At 42.1% G+C, this 24787-nt stretch carries 19 protein-coding genes and 1 pseudogene; 10 read left to right on the top strand and 10 right to left on the bottom strand.

Translation table 11 applies throughout. The annotated features are described in order from the left end of the window. Positions 1-359: 359 nt before the first annotated feature. Positions 360-761, bottom strand: coding sequence for a hypothetical protein (locus tag V7L01_RS19420; RefSeq protein ID WP_335037450.1), 402 nt, complete (start codon positions 759-761; stop codon positions 360-362). 1157 nt (positions 762-1918) lie between these two features. On the opposite strand from V7L01_RS19420, the gene V7L01_RS19415 reads away from it, so the two are divergent. Then, positions 1919-2203, top strand: a complete 285-nt coding sequence (locus V7L01_RS19415; protein WP_335037448.1) for a DUF427 domain-containing protein — start codon at positions 1919-1921, stop codon at positions 2201-2203. Positions 2204-2362: 159 nt separating this feature from the next. Here V7L01_RS19415 and V7L01_RS19410 read toward each other — a convergent pair. Continuing rightward, a pseudogene (locus tag V7L01_RS19410) lies at positions 2363-2492 on the bottom strand (IS630 family transposase); the annotation flags it as partial. A 243-nt stretch (positions 2493-2735) separates the two neighbouring features. Here V7L01_RS19410 and V7L01_RS19405 point away from each other — a divergent pair. The 5 genes from V7L01_RS19405 to V7L01_RS19385 all read left to right on the top strand — a co-directional run bounded on the left by V7L01_RS19405 (position 2736) and on the right by V7L01_RS19385 (position 6694). After that, positions 2736-4085 carry a PAS domain-containing sensor histidine kinase gene (locus tag V7L01_RS19405; RefSeq protein ID WP_335037446.1) on the top strand — a complete coding sequence of 450 codons (1350 nt, stop codon included), beginning with the start codon at positions 2736-2738 and terminating at the stop codon, positions 4083-4085. Between the two features lie 408 nt (positions 4086-4493). Then, on the top strand, positions 4494-4931 hold the full coding sequence (locus V7L01_RS19400) for an RrF2 family transcriptional regulator (RefSeq protein WP_335037444.1): 438 nt from the start codon (positions 4494-4496) through the stop codon (positions 4929-4931). A gap of 71 nt (positions 4932-5002) precedes the next feature. Next, positions 5003-5395: a pentapeptide repeat-containing protein gene (locus tag V7L01_RS19395; protein WP_335037442.1), complete on the top strand. Its 393-nt coding sequence runs from the start codon at positions 5003-5005 to the stop codon at positions 5393-5395. A 93-nt stretch (positions 5396-5488) separates the two neighbouring features. After that, positions 5489-5974, top strand: a complete 486-nt coding sequence (locus tag V7L01_RS19390) for a DUF2243 domain-containing protein (protein WP_335037491.1) — start codon at positions 5489-5491, stop codon at positions 5972-5974. 114 nt (positions 5975-6088) lie between these two features. Then, positions 6089-6694 (top strand): DUF4129 domain-containing protein, encoded by a 606-nt coding sequence (locus V7L01_RS19385; RefSeq protein WP_335037440.1) that lies wholly within the window; start codon positions 6089-6091, stop codon positions 6692-6694. A gap of 108 nt (positions 6695-6802) precedes the next feature. On the opposite strand, the gene V7L01_RS19380 is transcribed toward V7L01_RS19385, so the two are convergent. Continuing rightward, on the bottom strand, positions 6803-8086 hold the full coding sequence (locus V7L01_RS19380) for an aspartate aminotransferase family protein (RefSeq protein WP_335037438.1): 1284 nt from the start codon (positions 8084-8086) through the stop codon (positions 6803-6805). Between the two features lie 439 nt (positions 8087-8525). Between V7L01_RS19380 and V7L01_RS19375 the strand changes: the two genes are divergently transcribed. Both V7L01_RS19375 and V7L01_RS19370 read left to right on the top strand, forming a co-directional pair. Further along, complete coding sequence (locus V7L01_RS19375) at positions 8526-9542, top strand: potassium channel family protein (RefSeq protein WP_335037436.1); 1017 nt, start codon at positions 8526-8528, stop codon at positions 9540-9542. 90 nt (positions 9543-9632) lie between these two features. Continuing rightward, on the top strand, positions 9633-10658 hold the full coding sequence (locus V7L01_RS19370) for a leucine-rich repeat domain-containing protein (RefSeq protein WP_335037434.1): 1026 nt from the start codon (positions 9633-9635) through the stop codon (positions 10656-10658). A 366-nt stretch (positions 10659-11024) separates the two neighbouring features. Here V7L01_RS19370 and V7L01_RS19365 read toward each other — a convergent pair whose 3' ends face one another. The 3 genes from V7L01_RS19365 to V7L01_RS19355 all read right to left on the bottom strand — a co-directional run bounded on the left by V7L01_RS19365 (position 11025) and on the right by V7L01_RS19355 (position 17505). Beyond that, positions 11025-14966, bottom strand: coding sequence for a DUF2157 domain-containing protein (locus tag V7L01_RS19365; RefSeq protein ID WP_335037432.1), 3942 nt, complete (start codon positions 14964-14966; stop codon positions 11025-11027). 188 nt (positions 14967-15154) lie between these two features. After that, positions 15155-16738 (bottom strand): glycosyltransferase family 39 protein, encoded by a 1584-nt coding sequence (locus tag V7L01_RS19360; protein ID WP_335037431.1) that lies wholly within the window; start codon positions 16736-16738, stop codon positions 15155-15157. Between the two features lie 224 nt (positions 16739-16962). Then, positions 16963-17505, bottom strand: coding sequence for a GNAT family N-acetyltransferase (locus V7L01_RS19355; protein WP_335037429.1), 543 nt, complete (start codon positions 17503-17505; stop codon positions 16963-16965). A 214-nt stretch (positions 17506-17719) separates the two neighbouring features. Here V7L01_RS19355 and argZ point away from each other — a divergent pair, with 214 nt between their 5' ends. Next, positions 17720-19831, top strand: coding sequence for a bifunctional arginine dihydrolase/ornithine cyclodeaminase (gene argZ, locus V7L01_RS19350; RefSeq protein WP_335037427.1), 2112 nt, complete (start codon positions 17720-17722; stop codon positions 19829-19831). Between the two features lie 68 nt (positions 19832-19899). Beyond that, positions 19900-20430, top strand: coding sequence for a DUF2085 domain-containing protein (locus V7L01_RS19345; RefSeq protein ID WP_335037426.1), 531 nt, complete (start codon positions 19900-19902; stop codon positions 20428-20430). Positions 20431-20755: 325 nt separating this feature from the next. Here the strand turns inward: V7L01_RS19345 and V7L01_RS19340 are convergent, their stop codons facing one another. From V7L01_RS19340 to V7L01_RS19325, 4 genes are all read right to left on the bottom strand, one after another. After that, the gene (locus V7L01_RS19340) at positions 20756-20980 is read right to left on the bottom strand and encodes a hypothetical protein (protein WP_335037425.1); all 225 of its coding nucleotides are present in this window, start codon (positions 20978-20980) and stop codon (positions 20756-20758) included. 126 nt (positions 20981-21106) lie between these two features. Continuing rightward, complete coding sequence (locus V7L01_RS19335; protein WP_335037423.1) at positions 21107-22384, bottom strand: glycosyltransferase; 1278 nt, start codon at positions 22382-22384, stop codon at positions 21107-21109. Positions 22385-22897: 513 nt separating this feature from the next. Further along, complete coding sequence (locus V7L01_RS19330) at positions 22898-24184, bottom strand: glycosyltransferase (protein WP_335037421.1); 1287 nt, start codon at positions 24182-24184, stop codon at positions 22898-22900. A gap of 128 nt (positions 24185-24312) precedes the next feature. Further along, a complete protein-coding gene (locus tag V7L01_RS19325) occupies positions 24313-24780 on the bottom strand; it encodes a DUF2141 domain-containing protein (RefSeq protein WP_335037419.1) in 468 nt (155 codons plus the stop codon). Between the last annotated feature and the right edge of the window lie 7 nt (positions 24781-24787).

The raw sequence follows: 24787 nt of genomic DNA, 5'->3' as shown, positions 1-24787 counted from the left end.
GGCTTTTCCCTAGACATCACACTCAAAAACTTTAGTACAGCGATCGCTTTTTATATTGCTAGGACTGACGCACTGTACAAACTAACCCTGGTGTGTATTACGCAAAATATCCGTTACTAACGCTGATTTGCTCGCATATTTACTGAGGTGGGTGTTAGATATGGCTCAAAAGCCTCCTTCAAAGCCAAGGAGACTAAGAAAGAGGCATGAATCCAAACACTATTGATCCGCTAAAGATGATTTACTGACGTAAGCCAAGCGAGTATGCTTTGATTTTTATCTGAGTAAAACCGACAACATAGTTCACTAGACCTGGAAATGCTATAAATCCGTTACGAACTTTAACCAACCTGTATTTATTAATCTAAATCATTATTATTACTAAATGATGTCAACTGCGACTCGACCGCATTGAGATAACTTGGATCGTTCAAAACTTGTGCTGGTAATTTGTTAGCGCTGACAGCAGCCTGAACTACATTTTTCGCAGTCAGCTTTCCTATTTGGTATTCATATATCAAAGCACTTCCGCTAGGAATACCTTGCTCTTTCAAATTACCTTGATAAGCTAGAAAGGCAGTATTGAAAGGTTGGAGATAGCTGGCATTTGGGAAATTAGTACCTAAAGTATTAGAGTTGACATTTGTATTGATTTGTTCGGCGCTATTGTTAGTATTAGCTGTTTGAGCGTCAACAATTCCAGGTATAAAAGCAATACAAGCAACGATTAGTGCCGAATTTATCAAGTTTATAATTTTCATAAAGTTCTCCTAATTTGAACTATGTTAATTACTGTTGACTGAAAAAGTGTTTTTCTTAAATCTTTCAACTCTAAGAATTGGCAAAACTAAATACAGATTAGTAAAGTAGTAATTTGTATTTAGTTTTTTAAGTTAAACAAAAGTTTGTTTAGCTTACTCTTGTAACTTACAACTTGAGATTACAGAGATAATTTAGATTATTCCAAATTGCTAAGACCCATCATGTGATAAGCAATAAAAGCAGTATCAAAGGGTTTTAGGTAATTTACATTCGTGGAATAGCTAGATGAAGGGTCAGTGTTTACGGCTGTATTTGTTGATGTGCCACTGTTATTATTATTGGCTATATGAAGGCTAGTGATTTTAAGTATGGAATTAATCCAAGCAAGAACATGTGCAGAATTTATCAATTTTGTAAGTTTCATAGAGTTATCCTCAATTAGAACAAAGTAAAATCAGTCAGTATTCTCTAGTAATATCCACTGTTTTATGAATCTCAACATCGTACACTCAGTTAACTTGATAGCTTGATTAGTTAATTAGATAAACGGTTGAGTCAAATTAGCCCAATTATTATAAATTGGGAATTACTATCATATTTAGTAAATAAGAACTTAGAAAAATAAAAGGTTTACCACATAAAACTCTTTGGGTATTTTTAGAAAGTGTGACGGTTTATATCTATGTAATTTTCGTGTTCTATTCTAAATATTTTTTGCTTTAGGCTATAAACCGAAATCTAACTTTTTTTGGTAATTAAGTTTGCATACCAATATGCTATAAAATGTTTTTGATAAAAACAAACATTTTTATTTGTTAAATACATAAGTAAAAGTGATTGTAATTAATGCTGGAGAGAAACCTCGGCAATGCATTCCCTCTTACTAACTTTTGAATTCTTTTTTTATAAATTAGGAGGCATGGGACGAAAGTACCCATATTCTTTAGAGAAGATATGGTCAAAAAATTAAGGAAAAACTCTCTTTATGTATCAAAGGCGGTTGATTTTTAGTGCTGATTTTTGAATTTACTTAGCACTCTCAGATGCTAGCGATCGCAGTAACAACCCCCGTTAGCGTCACAGCTTCCATAAATTCGCTACAAATAAGCTGATAGTGGCAAAATGTTATGTGTATAGTTTATTTACAAAGTCAGTTATGCCAAAAGCAATTTGGAATGGAACAGTTTTAGCCGAGAGTGATAATACCGTAGTTGTGGAAGGCAACCATTATTTCCCTGTTGACACCATTAACAAGCAGTACTTCACAGAAAGTAACACCCACACCACTTGTCCTTGGAAAGGTGTCGCCAGCTACTACAGTATCGACGTTGATGGGCAAATCAATAAAGATGCTGCTTGGTACTATCCCACTGCTAAGGAGAAGGCTAAGAATATTGAGGGTTATGTGGCCTTCTGGAAGGGTGTAAAAGTTGAGGCATAATCAAGGGTTTCTGGAAGTATTTTAGTTTCAGGGACATTGATATTATGTCCAACTAATTGCCCATAAAATAATTAGCCCGCGCAGAGAGAAGTCTGAGCGGGCTAATTATTTAAAGTATTTGCGGATTTATTCTAATAGGTATAGCAACCGCTAAGTTGGTTAGGACACTAAACTCAGAACATGCTCCATCGCCGCTCGCAAGGTAGGGAAGTACTCCAGTTGCTTGCGGATACGACTTTTTAGCCAAGACTTTTCCCCGCTCAATTTTATTTAAATCAGGAGAGTATGGCGACTGCTATAATACCAGTTCTGTATGAAAATGCGTTAAACCATATTTAAGGACAAGAAAGAAAAACGTAGACGCATTAGCGAAGCGGTAGCGACGTTCGCGTAGCGTCTCGCAGAGAAGGAGCGTCAGCGGCTTGCCGCAGGCTACCGCAAAGGACGCAAAGACCTTTCAAAAGTTAAGATCGTCTAAGTAGGGAATCTAAAATAAAACCCAACTTTAGATATCCAAATTAGGAGTAAGAGCGTGGATTTGGACGATTTAGCCTTACAGTTAGAGAATATGCGTAAGCGCGTCGCCCTTTTGCAACACCAGAGTGAGCAGCAAAAACCACAGGAAGATATTGAACTCGTAACCGCAGTATTAAATGAAGTTCACCTAGGTTTGGAAGAACTGCAAATAGCTAATGAAGGTCTACAGCAGCAGAATGAGGAATTATCTAACACTCAACAGGACTTGGTGGCACAACGTCAACGCTACCAAGAATTGTTTGAAGAAGTACCAGACGCTTATTTGGTAACTGATACAAAAGGAGTAATTCAGGAAGCTAATTCTGCCGCTACTACCCTACTAAACATTTCCAAGAGTTTCCTTTTGGGGCAACTTCTGGAGATTTATCTGCTTGAGAAAGAAATAATTGGTTTTCATCTGAAACTAATTCATCTGCGCGATCGCGCTGAAATCCCAGACTGGAAAATGCAAGAATGGGAAGTAAACCTGCGACCGCGTAACAGAACGCCAATTATTGCTGCGGTTAAGATGGTTGCTATCCGTAATCAAGACAGTAAGTTAGTCGGTCTGCGCTGGCTATTGCGGAATATTAGCGAAAGCAAGCGAACCCAAGCCAAGCTGCAATGGGCAGAACAGGCGATGCGACAAGCACTTGCCAAAGAAAGGGAGTTTAGCGAACTTAAATCCCGCTTGCTCACTATCACCTCCCATGAGTTTCGCACCCCTTTGGCTACCATCCACTCTTCTGCGGAACTACTAGAATATTATCGCCATCTATGGAGCGAGGAGCGGCAACTGATCCACCTGCGTCGCATTCAAACATCTGTTATGCACATGACCCAGTTGTTGAATGATGTATTGGTGCTGAGTCAGGATGAAACAGGCAAGTTAGAGTTTAATCCAACACCCTTGAATTTGGTGGAATTTTGCCGCGATCTCTTAGAAGAATTACAACAAAGCGATCGCTCACAACATCCGATTGATTTTAGCGGCGAGTGCCAATGCACCCCGGCTAACTTAGACGCTAAACTACTGCGGCAAATCTTAAGTAATTTATTCTCGAATTGTCTAAAATACTCTCCCATTGGTAGCACAGTTAAGTTTTCTGTCATCACTACCAACGATCGAGCTATATTCCAAACTCAAGACTCTGGTATTGGCATTCCCCCTTCTGACATTGAACACATCTTTGAACCCTTCCATCGCGCCAGTAATGCAGGCAATATTCCCGGAATGGGATTGGGAATGTCTATCGTCAAGCAGGCTGTAGATTTACATGGCGGCGAGATTATTGTCGAAAGTGCGATCGGCGCGGGAACAACCTTTACAGTCATCCTGCCATTTTCGAGAAATTTGCATGTATAGCGGCTTGCACTAAGAATTTTGTTGCGCTCCAATTCGATGATTTGATTTCTCATTGGTTTGCTTTTGAATGTTGTTGCTTTCCATATGGATAGGTAGCCGCCCCAACGGTTTGTCCTCAGACATCACAATTTCAAGCTAATAAGCTGCCATAATCACTGACACAATTTGCTTTAAACCGAGACAGACTAAGCTTTTAAGTCAGTTTTATCTTAAGAAAACTGTACGCGAATCAATCACTTTTTTTTATTGATTTTAAAAAAAAAACTAATTGCTTATATGATAGAAGGTCTTTAAAGTAGAGTTAGCCGGTCAACAATATGTTGATTGTAAAGTTTTCTTTAGCAGTAGCTTAGGGAAACGTACTCAAAGACTTTGTATCTTTTAATATGAGTTTAAAATATTACGCCTGTGGTAATCTCTAACAAATCAGAATACGCACTTCTAGCCCTCTTAGAGTTGGCAACCTGCTACCCTAAGGGTGACGCCCTGCAAATTCGAGAAATAGCGGCATTGCAAGACATACCGAACCGCTATTTAGAACAACTCCTGGCAACATTAAGACGTGGAGGTTTAATTAAGAGTATACGCGGAGCCAAAGGTGGCTATGTTCTGGCACGAGATCCCCAGAAGATTACAGTGTTCGATGCTTTTAGCTGCATGGAAGGGTCAGATATTGTTGTCTCTAATTGTGAGCCGACTCCCAACACGGTAGAAGGTGAGCTAATTCAGGAAGTCTGGCAGGAAGCACGCCAAGCAGCTAACTCCGTTTTGGAAAAATATACACTCCAAGACCTTTGCGAACGTAGAGCAATCCGACAGCAGAAGGAACTTATGTACTACATTTAGGAAGGATGAAGTCGGAGAAATTTTCATCCTTAGTATGAAAGTAATAACGACATAACGTATGAGGCTGTTATATGCCTGAAGCCAATTCTCAACAGCCCATAAATATTGCTGCTACTCTTGTGCAGAGTTATGCAGCAGGAAAACGGGATTTTAGTAAAGCAGAACTGGGTAATGCTGATTTGCAAGGCATTAACTTGAAAGGATCTGACCTCAGCTATGCTGACTTGAGTGAAGCTAACCTGAGTGGCGCTAATCTTAGGGGAACTGACCTGAGCTTTGCCGATCTGGGTCAAGCTAATCTGAGAGATACCGATCTTAGGGGAGCATTATTGATGTCAGCGAATCTCCGCCAAGCCGATCTCAAAGGAGCGAACCTGGAAAAAGCAGACTACGATCGCAGCACTCATTTTCCCCAAGATTTCGACCCAGTGAAAGCGGGTATGCAGATTAAATCAGAAAATTGATTGAAGCTCAATGATGGTACTTGCCTCAAGATAGAAGATATTTCTCTTAAAAGAGTTGTATTTTGGTAAGAAAGCCTATCTATGAGGTTGACAATGGAGGCGAAAAGTGAAACCCTCAACCGACGCGCACCAATAATTACTGCTGGAATTTTTCTTGGTGTGGGTATTGGAGGGTTTATTGATGGAATTTTACTGCATCAGATCCTCCAGTGGCATCACATGCTTAGTGAGATTCGACCTCTGACAAACATGGCGAATATAGATTTGAACATGGTATGGGATGGGTTATTTCATACCTTTAATTGGGTATTCACCGTGGTAGGAGTTGTCTTGCTATGGCGTGCCGGAGGGCGTGAAGATGTTCCTTGGTCATCACAGACCTTTATTGGGTCAATATTGATTGGTACTGGGTTGTTTGACTTCGTTGAAGGTTTAATTGACCATCAAATTCTCGGTATCCATCATGTGAAATCAGGCCCAAATGAGTTAGTTTGGGATTTAGGATTTCTTGCATTAGGTGCCCTACTTATTGTCATCGGCTGGATAATGATAAAAAAGACAAGAGTCATTAGTCAATAGTCATTGGGTATGGGGCATGGGCATTGGACATTGGTCAATAATCATAGTTCTTTTTCCCCTGCTCCCTCTGCCTCCCCTGCCTCCCCTGCCTCCCCTGCCTCCCCCCTCCCCCCTATGACAGATACTTTTGAAAAAACTAGCTGGAATTGGCAATTGTCTCAATTCCAACAACAAGTGGGAGAATGGTGGGAATACCAGTTTTACCGCTTTGAACAGGCTTTGCCAGAATTGCCGACTAAATGGTCGATTAGCCCTTGGCTAGGTGAATTGCTGAAATTCCTGTTTTGGTTGGTACTAGGCTTATTTATAGCTTGGGTAGGCTGGCGATTATGGCGAGAATTCAGTCCTTATCTATATTCTTGGCTGAATAGAAGTGGTAATCTCACTGATTTTCGCGTAAAAAATGCCTCTAGTGAGTCATCCATAGCCATGTTGTTAGAGCGATCGCAACAATTTTATCGTCAAGGTAACTACCGTGAAGCTTGCCGTTGTCTCTATTTAGCGATGTTGCAACAGTTGCATCAAAATGCGATCGCACCTCACAAACTCAGTCGCACAGATGGAGAATATCTGCAATTACTGCGATCGTCTGTAACTCCCATACAGCCTTATGAAACTTTAATTACCACTCACGAGCAACTATGTTTTGGTAATGCCGAGATTTTGCCAGACAATTATGAGCAGTGTCGCCAAGCTTATCGGGAAATTTCCCCAGAATGAAGAGAACGCGGGGTTAGGGATACTAAAAACATAGATAGCTAAAAAAAACAATAAAAGTAAGGAAAAGCGAGAGACAGGCACAAAGACTTATCCTCGCTTTTTAATTCCCTAAGCTGTGAGAGTTGCGATCGCCTTGTCTACAGCTTCTAAAGCAGTGTTTACTTCTGCTTCTGTGACAATTAACGGTGGTACAAATCGGACTACTTTTGGCCCGGCTGGTACCAGTAATACACCCTCGTTGATGGCAGCATTGACGACATCGGCTGCGGTTAGTTGAATGTCGGCTCGTAACTCCAAACCGTCGATTAAACCCCAACCCCGAACTTCGCCAACCTGCTGAGGATATTTAGCTGCGATCGCCTTCAATCCAGCTCGCAATTGTTCGCCCCTGTCTTGCACATTCTGCAAAATATTTTCCCGTTCCAACGTCTGGCAAACACTGAGTGCTACACCACACACAAAAGGATTGCCGCCAAAGGTACTGGCGTGTTCCCCTGGTTGAAAAACATCGCAGAATTTCTTGCTCATCATTGCACCAATGGGGATACCGCCACCTAAGCCTTTGGCACTGGTGAAAATATCCGGTTCAACGCCGAGATGTTCGTAAGCCCATAATTTGCCGCTGCGCCCCATACCAACTTGCACTTCGTCGAAAATCAACAAAACGCCAGTTTCATCGCAAATCTGCCGGAGCTTTTTGAAATAGGCAACATCTCCTGGACGCACACCGCCTTCTCCCTGCAATGGCTCAATCAGAATCGCCGCTACCCGATAATCGCCTTCATCCAACTCACTAATCGCCACTTCCACAGCGTTAATATCGTTGTAATTTACGTAGTGGAAACCAGGAACCAAGGGATCAAAATATTTTTGATACTTCGGTTGTGCCGTAGCGGTAATCGTTGCCAAAGTCCGTCCGTGGAAACTGGCATTGGCGGTTAAAATAATCGGTTTTTCAATGTCTAATACCGTATGGGCATATTTTCGCGCCAGTTTAATTGCAGCTTCATTAGCTTCAGCTCCAGAGTTGCAGAAAAACACGCGATCGGCACAAGAATGTTCAACAAGCCATTTTGCCAATTCACCTTGCTCAGGAATGTAGTACAAATTAGAGACATGGTGCAGCTTCTGGATTTGGCGTGTTACCGCTTCTACCATAACTGGGTGGGCGTGTCCCAAAGTACAAGTGGCAATTCCCGCTACAAAGTCCAGATATTCTCGTCCCTGTGTATCCCAAACCCGGCATCCAGCACCCCGTTCTAGGGCTAAGGGAAACCGTCCGTAGGTAGACATGACAGCTTCATTAAAGCTATCTGCATCAAAAGGACTAGATGTTACAGACCCTGAATCTGGGGGGATGGTGGCTTGTTCAACGAGAGTTTGTAGGCTCACTACAGCTCCTCCTGAAAGTTTTTCATTATATAGTTATTTACTAGTTTCCTAGAAATCCCTAAAAAATACTTTTTATTCAGCACAACTTGTACTTCTTCTTAGGCTAACGCCTATATCACCTCAAAGACATGGCGGTGCTGAAAAAAATTTTTGTACTCAACGCTTGAGCAACAGGCAAGTTTGCATAAGTGCAGCCCTTCAGTCTTTTGAATCTTACTCAGCAGCCCTACATTTATATATGGGGTTCTCCCCTCTGCTCCAAGCTTTGTGCACCTTATCCTCTTCAATCACCTGTCATAGCTAGATTTGTAGTTTAAATGTACTAAAAAGCACAAATGCGATAAAGTTAGTAAAAAACTAGAAAAAGTAGGCTAAAAGTACTATTTTTACCTCATTCTCAACACTTGAGCAAAAATATCAACGTATCCAAAAGGAGTTAATGGCTGGGGCGATCGCTCTTGGCGGTGTTTTCCTCATTGGCACTTCGTGGTACTCATTAGTGGAGGGCTGGTCATGGGAAGATGCAGCTTACATGACGGTCATCACTTTAGCGACCGTGGGATACGGAGAGACGCACCCACTGGGTAGCCGAGGACGATTGTTTACCATTGCCCTGATTTTGTTGGGTGTAGTCAATATCGGTTACATTGTCAACAGATTTACAGAAGCGATCATTCAAGGCTACTTTCAAGAAGGAATTCGGCTACAGCAACAGAGGCGGTTAATGGAATCCCTAACAGAACACTACATCATTTGTGGATTTAGCCGCACTGGTCGTCAAATTGCCAAGGAATTTCGGGCAGAAGACGCACCTTTTGTAGTGATTGATGCTGACATGGAATCTGTGCAAAGGGCGCAGACTGAAGGTTACACCGCATATCAAGGTGACGCTACATTAGATGACACACTTCTGAAAGTTGGTATCGAACGGGCGATTTGTATTGTTGCAGCACTCCCTTCAGATGCCGAAAATTTATACATTGTTTTATCAGCCAAAACACTTAATCAGGCAATTCGGGTGATTGCACGGGCAAGTACAGAAGAAGCTTTGCAGAAGTTACGACGCGGTGGTGCAGATGAAGTGATATCTCCCTATATTACTGGTGGGAAACGCATGGCTGCTGCGGCTCTCAGACCCCAAGTATTGGACTTTGTAGACGGGATTTTGACAGGTGCAGACCGCCAATTGTATATGGAAGAATTTTTACTCGACCCTGCTTTTTGCCCCTTCGTAGGTCAGAGTTTGCAAAAAGCGAGATTGCGATCGCAATCTGGGGCATTAGTTCTGGCAATTCGCCGTGTTGATGGAACTTTAATCGGTGGCCCCACAGGCGATACGGTGTTAATGCCGGGCGATCGACTAATTGGTATGGGTACAGCAGAACAGTTGCGTAGCCTTAACCAAATTCTCGGCCCAATTGGTTCTCAGAAATTGCGACGACCGAAAAATAGCTGATTTTATTTTTCCTTAACTACTTTTTTATACCAAGTTTTAGGTAATCTTTGTATAGTGTAATTGCATACCTTGAAAGTATAATCTTATGCAATGAAACTTATATTAAGCACCGCCACAATATTGACTTTTACTTTGGGATTTTACACCACACAGACTATTGCTGCTCCTGTAAAAAATCCCAAAAGCTTTACAGATTGGTGTCAGCAGAAATCAACTTTACCTCCACAGACAAAACATACTGTTGAAGTACTTTTAAAAAAAGCCCAGACTCAAAATTGCAAGCAGGCTAACCAAAAGCTGACTAATTTAACTAAACTCTCCCTCAACTCAGATAAAATCAGTGATATCAAGCCTTTGTCTGCTCTGACAAAATTGACTTCTATCGACCTCGGCTCAAATGAAATCAGCGATATCAAGCCTTTGTCTGCTCTGATTAATTTGACTTCTATCGACCTCGGCTCAAATGAAATCAGCGATATCAAGTCTTTCTCTGCTCTAACAAAATTGACTTTTCTCTCCCTCCACTCGAATAAAATCAGTGATATCAAGCCTTTGTCTGCTCTGACTAATTTGACTTCTATCGACCTTGGCATAAATGAAATCAGCGATATCAAGCCTTTGTCTGTTCTGACAAAATTGACTTCTATCGACCTCGACATAAATGAAATCAGCGATATCAAACCTTTGTCTGCTCTGACTAATTTGACTGCTCTCTCCCTCCGAGAGAATCAAATCAGCGATATCAAGCCTTTGTCCCCTCTGACTAATTTAACTTCTCTCTCTCTCCGCTCAAATGAAATTAGCAATATTAAGCCTTTGTCTGGTCTAACTAATTTGACTTATCTCTACCTCAACTCAAATGAAATCAGCGATATCAAGCTTTTGTCTAATCTGACTAATTTAACTATTCTCTCTCTTGAATCAAATGAAATCAGCGATATCAAGCCTTTGTCTGCTCTGACTAATTTGACTGAACTCTCCCTTAGCTCAAATAAAATCAGCGATATCAAGCTTTTATCTAATCTGACAAAATTGACTTTTATTAATATTAGGAATAACCCGATCGCACGCAAAAGATGTCCTGTACAACCAGAATCTATTTGTCAATTTGATTAGCCTGATAATTGACAGTCGTCACATTAACTCCGAAGCAATAACCAAAATATAAAGGATAGCGATCGCAATTAATAAAGTTTCCTTTATTAGAATGATTTAGTTACTGGGTCTTTTCACTTCTGCTTTTTTTGTAGTTCATTTACCAGTTAAGAGGCACTGTAAAATCTGCATATAACTGTCAAACCATCTGATGGCAAATGTTCTCCTTCAGTAGGTGAAGATAGCCATTTTTGCATACGGCTACACGGTATATCCCAAATTCCGCAGGTACGAAATAATTAGCAGAAGTTGCTACAGACTGCACGAAATACAAAAACGTCAACCCTGGAGCAATATTTTTTAACTTTTGACTTCCGCCTTGCGCCCCTATTGCCATGATTGAAATTCATCAATGGCGCTACGAATTAAGGAAGTTATTTGAGCGCGACGAGTTTCAAAGTTGGCGGCGATATAAATCAGTAGGATGCCAACTAGCAAGCCAACAACCCATTTTAAAAAGGAGTACTGCAAGCTGAAAATTACTGATTGATAGATTGTAGTGATTAAAAAAGTGGCTGTACCAATGTAGAGAAAAGCCCGCACTCGCAAAGCTAATCCAGCAAAAATGGCGATGAGGCTGAAAATTCCAGGTATCCAGGCTGTATCTTGATTAAATAAAATTGCCCACCCACAAATTAAACCACTACCGAGCACTCTCAGCATATGGCGAGCTGCTTTGTACTCTGGTAGCCTCAGTTGGGTATCTACTTGAGCAATATAAAGCAGTGATAACCCAATTGGTGTCACATACCACAAAGCATCAGTCAGGCGTAATTCATCAAACCAACGGTAAAGCGCCCAATTAATCAACGCCACACTTATATAGGTAAAACGGATGTTTTTACCCACTTTTGTAAGGAAGATGTAGAACCCAGCTGCGAGTAGCAAGGTAATGGGGTAAGTTTGCAGTCTGGTTTCCCATAAAATTATCAGTGGTATAATATAAGCCACTTGCTGCCAAGGTCTTTTAGACCAACCCCAATTCTCCCAAGGCAGAATGTACAGAAAATAAGCTACCACACAGGCGATCGCACCGTTCCAAGGAACTAACGGCCCAGCCCAAAATTTTCCTACTGCTGTCTCGCGCCAATAAATCCTCATGCCAGCTACCTCTAATAAGCCGAGGTAAACCCATATCTCGGCGATTGTGATTCTTCCGAAGATGCTGGGGGAAGTGCGCGAATTTCTTCCCTGAAAAATAGCATAGCGAATCAAAAATGCCCCCGTTCCCAATCCCACTAAACGGTTAACTGCAATGGGAAGAGGAATGGCAGCCATTAATAAACAGCTACTCCAAGCCCAATGAATATGGGCAATTCCTTTCAGTTCTTGGGGAGTTAGGCGTAAGTAGCTGACTAGCCTTGGCGATAGAATCCGGTAGGCATACATGATACTGGCGCCAAGGGCAGACATGGCAATCAATCCATCACCTAATGCTCCTCCTGAAGTTTGTGACATTTGATAGAACAAAAGTTCATAGGCAGAAATCGATACGCCAATGATGCCTAAATACAGCAGGGGTTTAAAACTCTCGCGCCGTCGCCCCACGCCAATGATAATTAAAGCTACACCCAAGGAATACAAACCAGTCCACTCGGTGAAGGTGTTCAAACGCAGCAAGATACTGAATGCACCATAAATTAATGGCAAAATGTGAAAACTGCTAGGAAGCCTTTCTAATTGATGTCGTCGTCGCCACCACTCGCCGACAAGTTGAGCAATTAAACCTAAGGCGATATTTGCGATCGCAATCTTAACTATTGAGCGTTCTCCAAATCCCAGCGCTTGGGCAGTCAACAATTCCAAAGACCAACCGATGCCATAAAATGCCAAATTTGTCGGTTGTCGCCAACTGCGATAAACAATGCTTCCCAAGGTGATAGCAGTGGCAGCTAAATACAAAAATCCAGAAGTGATAAACCCTGAGTAAATCAAGATTGAGTGCAGCGTCAAACAAAACAACTCAAAACCACACAATGCGATCGCCCATTTATCGCTGGCGGCTGCATATATAACTGCTAATTCGTTACCGCGTCGGCTCAAAACTGTCCGCGCTAACCATAAACTTAGGGTTGCGATCGCTCCTACGACAAACCAACCTGCTAGCGCGAGGTGAGGTAAACCAGGTACACCCACCCATAACAGCGCCACAATGAAACTCAGAAGAAATCCTTCTGTAATTACCGCAGATATTTGGTTTCGCAAATAGCGCGTATTTGCGAACATCAATCCCGTACCCACCGCCAAACCGATTAATCTGGTTGCTGGTAGCTGTAAAATCAGTAGTTGGGCAACTATCACAGTCAGAACACTCAAGAAACGACTAGTAGTCCGACGCTCTATAATTGTGGCATTGCCAACACCCGTGAGAGCTATAGGCGTAACTAGCCAGATGACTCCCCAATAAGCTGTGCTATCAGCTATGCCATACCAAGATGATTCTGCATTCATCCACAATATCAAAAAACTGGCGGCGGCTAGTCCTAAACCGATGTCCCATGCACTACGTTGCCATTGTCCATTGCTCAGGCTAAATCTCCATTCTGCAACCATTAGAGCTAATAAAATACTTGCCCAAGCTTGTTGACTCAGGGTTGGTAATAAGCAATTAATGGTAAAGCAAAACGTCAGCACTCCCATGATGTGAGTTAGGTATATCAGGGGAAGCGATGAGGGAGAGCGGCGTTGAGTAACGAATCCCAGAGCGATTGTGGAAAATAGCAGATTTAGCGATCGCAATGCGGGATTTACTAAAGCGATCGTTGTTAAAAAAGCTCCAAATAAGAGGGTAAGCAATTCGCCAAACTTAGCCAATTCTCGCTTTTGGCTGCGATACAAGCTATCTGTGAGCGCCACCATCAAAATTACATAGGGAAATAAAGCTACACTCAGCAACGCCGAAGGTTCATTTTGAGAATTGGTAAGTTGAGTACCAATTGCGATCGCCAATTTCTGTAAGTTATCAGGTACTAATCGCCAACCTAACCAAATCGTCTGTAAGCCAATAAAAAAAACTGCTGCGAAGTCTATCTTTAAACTGTACCGCCGCAAGCGACTTCCCACAAACCACAAACTCAAACCACTTACAGCTATTGCTTGCCAGGGATAATCGACTACCGAAACCAGCCAACCCAGAAAAAGTAAAACGCCACCAAGTCTTTCCCAAATTAACAGAGATGAAGGGAATGGAGAAGATGAGGGAGATATTACCGTTACCTCCCCTGCTCCCTCTGCTCCTCCTCCCCTTTCCCCTCCCTGCTCTGCTAACCAAGTCATTAACCAGCCGCAAATACCAATAGCTAACCCTAGCTGAGTAACATTTACGCCAGTAACAAAAATCGCCCGCACTAACAGAACTATCAAAGCATAAATAATTACAGCAGCAGGCAAACTAATATTTGATTTATGGCGATCGCGCCGATCTTCTTCACTGATAAAATTAGGCTGTTGGTAATTTTGATAAATAGTAATGATAGTTGTGCCGATCGTTGCCGCATAAACGGCAATCAACGGAAATCCTGATAATTGCCAACCCCAATGCAGATAACTCAGCCCCAGAATATTTGTTAGAGGTAATTTGCCAGGATGTAAATTGGCAAAAATAGTCCGATTTTTATAGAGTAAAACAGTAATAGCAGTGAGAGTTGGACAGGCGATCGCAACTACAATCCAATCCAGAGGATTTTGCCACAAGCGAAAGCTATCCATTGCCCAAAAGTTCACCGGGACTAACAAAAGGGTGGCAATCAGCAATGTTTGAGCCGTCAATCTGAGGTTGTTTTGCTTAGTCGCCCAGAAGCTTAATCCCCAGAAAGTCAAAGTATAAGCAAATAAAACTCCATACTGCCCAGACGGAGGAAACCTCTCCCACTGACTCGCAGCCAGTACCCCGGATGACACCACTACCAAGAATACCCCTAGAAAAAGCAGCCAACGGACACTCAGTTCTGCCCCCAAGGACTGCAACATTGCGCTGATAAAGTTGGGTTTAGCTGGTTTTTGTTGCGGTTGTCTATGGCTGCTAGCTTGTAAAGTTGGTAAGGGCAACTGCTGCACGGGAGCAGAAGTGACAAACGCTACCTTTGTTTCAGCTTCAGCCTGGGGTTGTAACACCACCGCACAGACGAGAAAATCTCGACATAGCTGCCTAACTTGGGCATCGGATATCAAACCTAAGCGCAGCCATATATCCAGTCCTTCTAATAACTGAGGATGGGAGGATGGCAGCCTGATTTCAAATTTTAGCGGGTGGTCAAGAGGCAATGACATAAGCCGCAGCCATATGAGTATATACTTAAAGCATCGGTTTAATTAAAGTATATTTTGGCTCTAATTGTGCCACTTCTTAGGCTGATTGATATTAATTTTTAACCTCCGAGCAATATTCAAATGCCAACTGTCTGCTTTTTTTTGGTTCCGCATTGCAGTCTCTCAAGCGACGCGCCTGTACATTTGGTTTAGGTGGATTTTGTTATTTTCCAGAGGAAGTCGTTTATCTGCTCTAACTTGGAGTTATAAATTTTCTCAATTCCAGCTTTTAAGAAATCGGAGGGATTGAACAAGAATATGTCAGTAAATCCGTTAGTAATCTCTGGTAACTGATTTTGATTTACGAGTTGAAATCGTACTTTTGGATCGACTAAATAACTAATAGTTTCTATTGATGGAATTATGCTATAGTCACTAATTAAAAGCGGTTTTTCACCTTGAGTAATAATGTTAGCAATTTTAGGATACTCTTGGTACTTTTCAGGAAATTGGTTCCACCAAATTTGGGTTTGAGAGTGCAGCAGACAAGATATAACTCCGCCTACAATTACTATAACCGCTACAAGTGACCAGAGCTTTTTTTGCCAAATTTTAGGATAAATAGACGTGAATTTAGTCGTAAATAGGTAAGCAACAGCTAACTGTATACCTAAAACTGAAGGAAGTGTATATCGACTAGTAGCGTATCGCTTTTGAAAGACGAAATCCACTACCAGTAAGGGAAGCCCTAGAGATCCAATTAAGGTTAAAACAAATAACCAAACTTTTTTAGAGGTTCTTCGACAGAGAAAATAAATTGAGTAGCTCATAAGAGCTAAAATAATTAAAATAAAAGGAATTAAGGCAATCTTAAGTTTTCCTGGATCGCTAGGGCTAATACCTAAATCAAGAAACGTCCGGCTAAAGATACCTGCCCACCTTGCAACTGATGCAAATAATGTTTGTTTAACATTCGCCCAAGTTACTGCTTCTGGCTGAGGGTTGATAATAATAATCCAAATCCAAGGTATAAAAGTTGCAAACCCCGCAAGCGATGATAGTAGATAATAAATCGATGTTTTATTCAATCGGAAGCGTTCGATTGCAATTAGATAAATTCCCTGTGAGAAAGCAACCAAGGTAAAAAATATATGAGTATAAAACCCTAGTGATAATGTTGCTGCATAAATACACCAACTAACCTTTGTTTTAAGGCGCATAGCTCGCAGCAGTGCTAGGCTCGATATTAAAATGGCTACTATCCATAAACTGTATGCTCGTGCTTCTTGTGCATACACGATATGAACAGGTGAAATGGCTACTAAAGCGATGGCTATCCACCCTGTTAGTGAAGACTCAAATAATTCTTGACATAGCCAATAAATACAAGGGAAAGTCAGCAGACTAATCAATGCCGAAAAACTTCTCGTCACGGCTACAGAATTGCCAAACAATTCCACCCAAAACCGGGACATCAAAATATATAACGGCAAAATCTGTGAGTCTTCTAAAATAATTCCTTTAATTGTATCAATTGTGTTTTTTTCATGATTTGGATATTGGTATTTATGCAAATCTTCTATGCCGATTAAACGACCATTACGTAATTGCTGATTCATTTCTGACTGCATATAGCCAGATATGCGTAATGAAGAGAACACTTCATCAGCCCAATAAATTTTTTTGTCAATATTGACGAAGCGAAAAAACACACCTAATACTAATAAGATGATGATTAAAAAACGTAACCAAGAGCAAGAAAAAATCCAGTTCTGTGACAATTGCTTTTTCATTCAGTTTTCAGTCTCCTCAAAGCCTTAATCAACGGCGATCAAATTTTATTTTTTTCGCCATAATCGTTCTATTAGCAGATATTTTGGTTCTAAGATTATTCTCAAAGGGACATTAACGTTTATTTAAACCCCAACCTGGCAACAGAGGAAGATCCTGAGCCTGGTTTATCGAGTAGACTAAGCTAGCGATCGCCTATTCATGGTTTACCTAACTCGTTATGTTTTTAACCCGATGGTTGATTGATTCGTCGCTCTATATTTAAAAATTGTAAAAAATACCGTTTATGCCCTGGAGGAAAGTCTTTTAAAACGCCAAATACCTCATAGCCTAGACGCTCATAAAAACCCAAGGATTGAAAACTGAAGGTATCGAGGTAGACATGAGAGCAACCGCGCTGTTTGGCTACTTCCTCGGCTTTTAGCACGAGTTGGCGTCCATATCCTTGACCTCGTAGCACTTGTGTAACCCAGAGATGAGATATAAATAACCATCCCCATTGGGTTTTACCAACTAACCCAGCAACAATGGTGTTGTTAGGATCTCGCAGCAAGATAGCCAATGGCTGGTATTCGTCTTTTTCTAGCTGACGATCGTTGTTATATTCCACCAGATTGCTGATGAGGAGCCGAATTGATTCTGGGTCGGGATTATCATCAACTGTGATTTTTAGCTCTGCCATCCGAGTTATCAGCACCAAGTGTTTTAGAGTAACATGAAATTGCACCGCCAGTGACAGCAAGAAAGGGGAGAATTCAACGTCATTCATTTGTAAGATTAGCTCTAGCCTGACGCTATTTTGCCACCTTCTGTACTTATTCTCCTAACTTTGTCTCTTCGAGTAATAGAATTAGAACGAAGCCTTTGTACAGCCTTCAACAATCAAAAGAGAGAAGCTTTAGTAGCAGATTTTACAAAATCTAGAAAAACGAAAATCTGTATTCAAAGTAAGCTTGTAGCATCTAAACGCTTGTAAGATTTTTATGACTTCCCGTATTCGCTTTTTAATGTGTCCCCCTGACCACTACGACGTGGACTATGTGATTAATCCCTGGATGGAAGGGAATATTCACAAATCATCGCGCGATCGCGCCGTAGAACAGTGGCAGGGACTGCACCAGATCCTTAAACAACACGCCATTGTAGATTTAGTACCACCTGAAAAAGGTTGGCCGGATTTGGTTTTTACCGCCAACGCTGGCTTGGTACTGGGGAATAACGTCGTCCTCAGTCGCTTTTTGCACAAAGAACGTCAGGGCGAGGAGCCTTTCTTCAAACAATGGTTTGAGGCAAATGGTTATACAGTCAATGAACTTCCCAAAGATTTGCCCTTTGAGGGAGCAGGAGACGCACTGCTGGATCGGGAAGGACGCTGGTTATGGGCGGGTTACGGTTTCCGTTCGGAATTAGATTCTCACCCTTATCTAGCTAAATGGCTGGATATTGAGGTGCTCTCCCTACGATTAATAGACGAACGTTTCTATCACCTGGATACCTGTTTTTGTCCCCTAGCAAATGGCTATTTGCTGTACTATCCCGGCGCTTTTGATTCTTACTCCAACCGCTTAATTGAAATGCGAGTCGCACCAGAAAAGCGGATCGCGATTGAAGAGGCTGATGCAGTCAACTTCGCTTGTAATACGGTGAATGTGGATAGCATCGTCATCATGAACAAAGCGAGTGATGCTTTGAAAACCCGCCTTGCAGATGCAGGTTTCCAAGTGCTAGAAACACCGCTAACAGAATTTCTCAAAGCTGGTGGTGCGGCTAAATGCTTAACTCTGCGGGTGACAGAACCAGTTAGAGATGAAATTCATGCCAATGTTTCGGTAGAAAGCCGCGTCATTCGGATGGAAGGGCATTTGTTAGATGCTGGCTTAATTAACCGCGCTTTGGATTTGATTATAGATGCCGGCGGAAGCTTCCAAGTCCTGAATTTCAACTTGGGAGAACAACGGCAAAGTACCTCAGCCGCAGAGGTGAAGGTATCAGCACCATCTCATGAGGTGATGGAAGAAATCATCTCAATGTTGATTGATTTGGGTGCAGTAAATTTACCCCATGATGAGCGAGATGCTATCTTGGAGCCGGTAATCCAAGATGGCGTTGCGCCTGATGATTTCTACGTCAGTACAATTTATCCCACAGAAGTGCGAATTAATGGTCGGTGGGTGAAGGTGGAAAATCAACGGATGGATGGCGCGATCGCCATTACCCAAACTGCCAATGGCTTCGTCGCTCGGTGTAAAATACTCCGCGATTTAGAAGTTGGCGAACAGGTAATTGTAGACGTGTTAGGTATCCGCACTATCCGCAAAACTGAATCGCGCGAACTCCGCAGCACCCAAGAATTCAGCTTTATGTCGGCGGGGGTTTCCAGCGAACGGCGTGTGGAATTGGTTGTTGAGCAAGTGGCTTGGGAATTGCGGAAAATCCGCGATGCTGGTGGTAAAGTAGTTGTCACGGCTGGGCCTGTGGTGATTCACACTGGTGGCGGCGAACACTTGGCGCAACTGGTTCGGGAAGGATACGTGCAAGCGTTGCTGGGTGGTAATGCGATCGCAGTTCACGACATCGAGCAAAATATCATGGGCACTTCCTTGGGTGTAGACATGAAGCGGGGTGTCGCCGTTCGTGGTGGACACCGCCATCACCTGAAGGTAATTAATAGTATCCGCCGTTATGGCAGCATTCCCAAAGCTGTGGAGGCGGGAGCAATTAAGAGTGGCGTGATGTATGAATGCGTCCACAATAATGTACCTTTTGTGCTTGCGGGTTCGATTCGGGATGACGGGCCTTTGCCTGATACCGTAATGGATTTGATTAGAGCACAGGAGGAATATGCCAAACACTTAGAAGGCGCGGAGATGATTTTGATGCTGTCATCAATGCTGCACTCCATTGGCGTGGGGAATATGACTCCGGCTGGGGTGAAGATGGTGTGTGTGGATATTAATCCAGCTGTGGTGACTAAATTAAGCGATCGCGGTTCTGTGGAATCGGTGGGTGTGGTGACAGATGTGGGATTATTCTTGAGTCTGTTGATTCAGCAGTTGGATAAGTTGACAAGTCCTTATGTGAATAAGGTAGGTTAGGAGAACGTAGACGGGAAACGGCTTCCCGCAGGGTACCGCGAAGACGCAAAGGGCGCGAAGAAAGGAAGATGACAAGAGTAGCTTTCAGTGAATTGCAGGTTAATTGGGTTAGTTTGATTGCTGATTTCTTGTTGGTAGGGATGGTTTTTGGCCCGCCTATCGCTCCCTTTTTGGCTGCGTCTGGAGTGTCTTTGCTTCCTGGGATTGCGGACATCATTTATTTCATGGGTAATCATGTCTGTCCGCAACCAGATATGGGGTTAGATTTAGCACCACCGTTTATTATGGCTGTGTGTATGCGTTGCTACGGCACTGTAACGGGTTTGCTAATTACTCGTCTGCTGTATGGGATAACTGGTGGTAAGGGATTTTACTGGTTAAGTCAGTATGGTTGGAGTGGTGTTGCTTTAGCTAGTGTGCTGATGATGGCTTATCCTTTGGAATTGGCAGCACAGATTTTCGGCTTATGGAGTTTTAATAATTATCTGGTTACGCCTTTTGGGTTGATTACGGGTTTGGCGTGGGGATTATTTACTATGCCCATTTTGCATGGGTGGCTGGGTGTCAGCCGATACATTAATAATAAGGCGTCAGCGTAACTTTTGCGTAGGCGTAGCCCGTCGTAGACATCACTTAGTCAGCATTCCTTAAATCGCTGCTTTGACAGCAGTTAGTCGCTCATGATGGGACTGACTTTTTGCGGCGGGGACGCTTGTGTTCTGATTTTTGCTAGCTGAACCGGAATTCAACTCGTTGGATAAATTGCTGAAAAAGTTGGCGATCTCCCTGACTCAACCCAGAAAATGCTAGAAATTCAATTTTACTAATAATCTAAATCCCGATCCAATCAGCATTTTGTAACAGTTGCAGCAGTTTTGAATTCCCTTGTAACAGTGCTACGATCGCTAATCCAACAAGTAGCGACTACCACTCATCCCGCAGCACCTTTTGCATGGTTAATGCATCTCCCTCCCAGACCAATTTCCCTGCAAGATCGGAAAAATCATAATCAGATTTTTGTGTTTTGTCTGATGCAACTGGATTCCGAACAACCACAATATTCACCTGTCCAGGCGCTAGATGTGTTGGGATATCAAGATGCAAATGTCCCGACGCATCAACAATTGTCGTCAGTTGAAAAACTTCCATTATTATCCCAGCTATTGAACCTGGTTTTATTTTAATGCCATCGCACCCTTTAACTAACAGCTTTAATCAAAGTCACAAACAGATCGCTAGTACTGTAAATACTAGCGATCGCGGTGTTTGTTATCGTTATCGTTTTATACTGCCTGTACTTACCTCCACTTTCTGCGATCCTTCAACAATTTGGTAAAGTTTGTGTTCAAATTTTTGCATACATGCTGACCAATCAAAATCGAGTATAGAGGGGCGAGCGTGCCTAGTCATATCTGCTTTCAAATCGGGATTTTCTAGAATCGCAATTACCCTTTGGGCAAAGTCTGTGGGATTGTTAGGTTGGGCAAGGAAGCCGTTACGACCAGGAAATACCTGTTCTGAGGTTGAGGGTGCAACAACGGCAACTAGAGGAGTTCCAGACGCTAACGCTTCGTTATTTGTAGTGCAGAAGTTTTCGGTAACGGAGGGGTTGACAAAAACATCCGCTCTAGCAAACCAACCTAAAAGTTCTGTACCGTGAGACTCACCCCATACAGTAATACCCGATCCAAACTTTTTAGCACGCTCCCGGATCTCCTCATCTAGCGGGCCACTACCAACAATCACCAAATGGACATCAGGGATTTTGGCAGCGATGAGTGGAAATATATCTATGAGTTGGTTGACATTCTTTTCGGGAGTGATGCGTCCGACAAAGAGGAGAGTCGGTCGGTTGTCGTTAGGAATTGGGTTGTAACAAATGTTTCGCGGGTGAAATTTTTCGCAATCGATGCCTTGATAAGCAACGTATTCGGCGCGTTGACATTTCAGTTCTTCGTATTTAGTGAGTTGTTCTTTTGAAGAGAAGTAATTGAAGTCATAAGACTCACTAAATTGCTTGACTAAAATGGGAATAATCGGACGAACGAAGCTAAAGAATTTATCTCCAAAGTAATATTTGATATACGCAACAATATCTGTATGGAAGAGTGATATTATTGGCGTGCCTGTTCGTTTTGCGTATTCGGTGCCGACTGGACGACCATAACCTTGCAAGAAAAATGAGTATAAACCTCTCATTTGCGCGGCTTCTTCAACCACTATAATGTCAGGCTTAAATTTCTCCAGCAACTTGGTATCGCTCCAATGTCGATAATTCAACGGTTGAGGAAGAGACTTATAGAACAGCAGTGGCTCTGTGGGGAATGCGTAAGCAGAGAAGTTGGGGAAAGACTGAATTTCTTCTAAACCTACCATAGGGCGATCGCCTACATTTTTGGGGTAGCGATCGTTAATTTGCGGATGGATTAGAAAAACCTCATGTCCCTGCTCTAGCAACCAACGAACCCGTTGGTGTACGGCGACGGAAACTCCAGTCAAGAAAGGAGCGTACAATCCTGTAAACAGTGCAATGCGAAGTTTTTGATTAGTCATAAAAAAGGGAATATTTCACGAAAATGCTGGTTTTGAATTTAGGATTTACGCAGCAAATGTTTCATGAACATCCTGATTATCTGGTTCAGGAATTCCCACTCATCCGATTAAACTAAGGATTTACGCATTTTCAAATAGCCGAAAGTGTCGATGGTGAAGTAGATGTTTATAATGCTTTTCATTTGTGTGTAATACACTCTGAGCACTGTCCAACGCTAGTAGGGAATGAGTTGGGAGTTAAGTCTGTATTAGACTCAACTGAAACAGCTATATAAACTAGGCTTAGAAACTATCAAAACATCCAAAATACTAATTCAAAATCCCCCTTAATATATTTGTCTAAACCCTTGTCATTAATGCAAATACATTTTGGTAATCAACAAAGAAAAACGTGTATTTTAACAAGGGTTATAGCTAATATAGTTTTACTAAATATAAGATAATATAATTTAATGACTAGGGAATGTTTAGTGTAATAACTTTCATGCCCTAGTTCATATATAGCAATTCAATTCAAAGAGAAACCTTGCTATCAATAGGTTGATCCAACCATTGATAAGGGCGATATTCCACTAGACGGACATTCCAGGGCCCTTGAACCCGATAGGCGACACCGCGCCAAGTAACTGTTGATATCCACAGAGATGATAGCATCGCTAACCCATAAACCCACTGTGTCAGCGGAATCGCAATCAACATTTTGATAATTGTAGCAGCTGATAATTTTGCGTAGACGTGAAACGGCTTGCCGATAGGCATCGCCTGGTCATTAGAACGAACCACTCGCTGTATCTCTAATTCCAACACGAGCATTATTAAGAGCAATCCGACAGTATAGACTCCATAGCAGCCTAACAACAGAGTTGCAGCTTCCCATTTTGCCTCTAACAACGACTCTAGAACTAAAAAAATGAGTGCAGTAGGAAACAAAATGCTAGAAACAGCTTCACTAACTAAAGCTAACCAACGTGGGTGATAGAGTCGAGAGTAAAGAATCAGCCGCTTGAGATAATCTATTAAGTTGAATAAATTAGTCTCTTCACGATTTACAATCATCAGCGAAGGCACAAACTTTACCTGCAACCCATGTTTTTTGAGGATGTTGTGCATCATAAAATCTTCGCCTAAAGCTTGTCCCCACTTATCTAGCAGTTCTGTTTGGCGAAGTACTTCTGTTTTCACAGCCAAAGTCCCACCCCAAGGAATCTGGAAGAGAAACATTTGCACTACTGTGGATACATTGCCGACGTAGCGCACTAAAGATCCCCAATACTTGCCTGTAGGTACATACCAACGGTTACCTGTTGTTGCCCCCACTTTCGGATCGCCTAAAGGACTGACTAATTCTCGCAGCCAATTTACATGCACTATGGTATCAGCATCTACTAAGGCAACCACCTTGTAAGAATCATCCAGCTCGCGGACAGCTTGGATTAAAGAACTGCATTTGAGACTACAATTGTTGCGTACTATTCTTAAAGGGCTGATTTGAACGTTGGTTGCTTCTTGCTCTGTGATAGTTTCACTGGCAATTTTCCAAGCGGGATCTTCGTGACTATCAACGATCAACTTTAAATCATACTGTGGATAGTTTTGATTTAGGAGCGATCGCAAACATCTAGGCAAAAACGGATCGGCTCCGCGTAAGCAAAGAATCACTGCGGTTTTGGGCAACTGGTCATCTGGTAATAAGTTTTTTTTAGATGAGCGCAGATACCATATAAAGACAAGCGTTAAACACACCTGAATAACCAACCAACCTGTCAAAGACTTAGACAGAAATATTGCCAAATCTTCCATTAAATTTTTAGTCTCCGGTAGAATATCGGCTTGTTTATATGTAGGTGTGAGCTAAACCGTAATTCTGAATAATTGGTAATTAGGGGACAGGTGACAGGGAATAATCTGTACCCTGTCCCCTATTCCCTTTACGAATCCAGCGAATATTTCATGTTAATATTGACTGTTGTATTTTTGTTTACAACAAAACTGGCATCACGAAACTTTGGTGTACCTGTTTGTATGGACACAGTTGGATTTTTGGAAATCCCAAAACCTTCTTTGGGAATACCGAAAAAGTCTTTATTGAGTTTGCGATCGCCATTCTGATCGTCAACCACAGCTACAGCATAAGTTCCAGGTTTCAAACCGGAAAATTCTTTTTTTACAGTATTTCCAGTAATCTTAGCGCAGCCACTTTGAGAGCCACTAGAACTACTCATCGGAAATCCTTTTTCAGTTGCGTAAACTCGAAAGCAAATCTCACCTTTTTGGTGATGTATTCCATTTACCACAACATTTAGTGTTGCAGTTGGCTCTGCATTCACTGTTTTAGCAAAGCTGATGCTCGCTAAAGTAGCAAAGACGAAATAACAAACTTGAGATAGCTTCAGCATAATTTTG

Source organism: Nostoc sp. (genome assembly GCF_036917095.1).
GTDB lineage: Bacteria > Cyanobacteriota > Cyanobacteriia > Cyanobacteriales > Nostocaceae > Nostoc.
The sequence above is the reverse complement of the archived record's forward strand: the minus strand, read 5'-3'. Positions and strand labels throughout refer to the sequence as shown.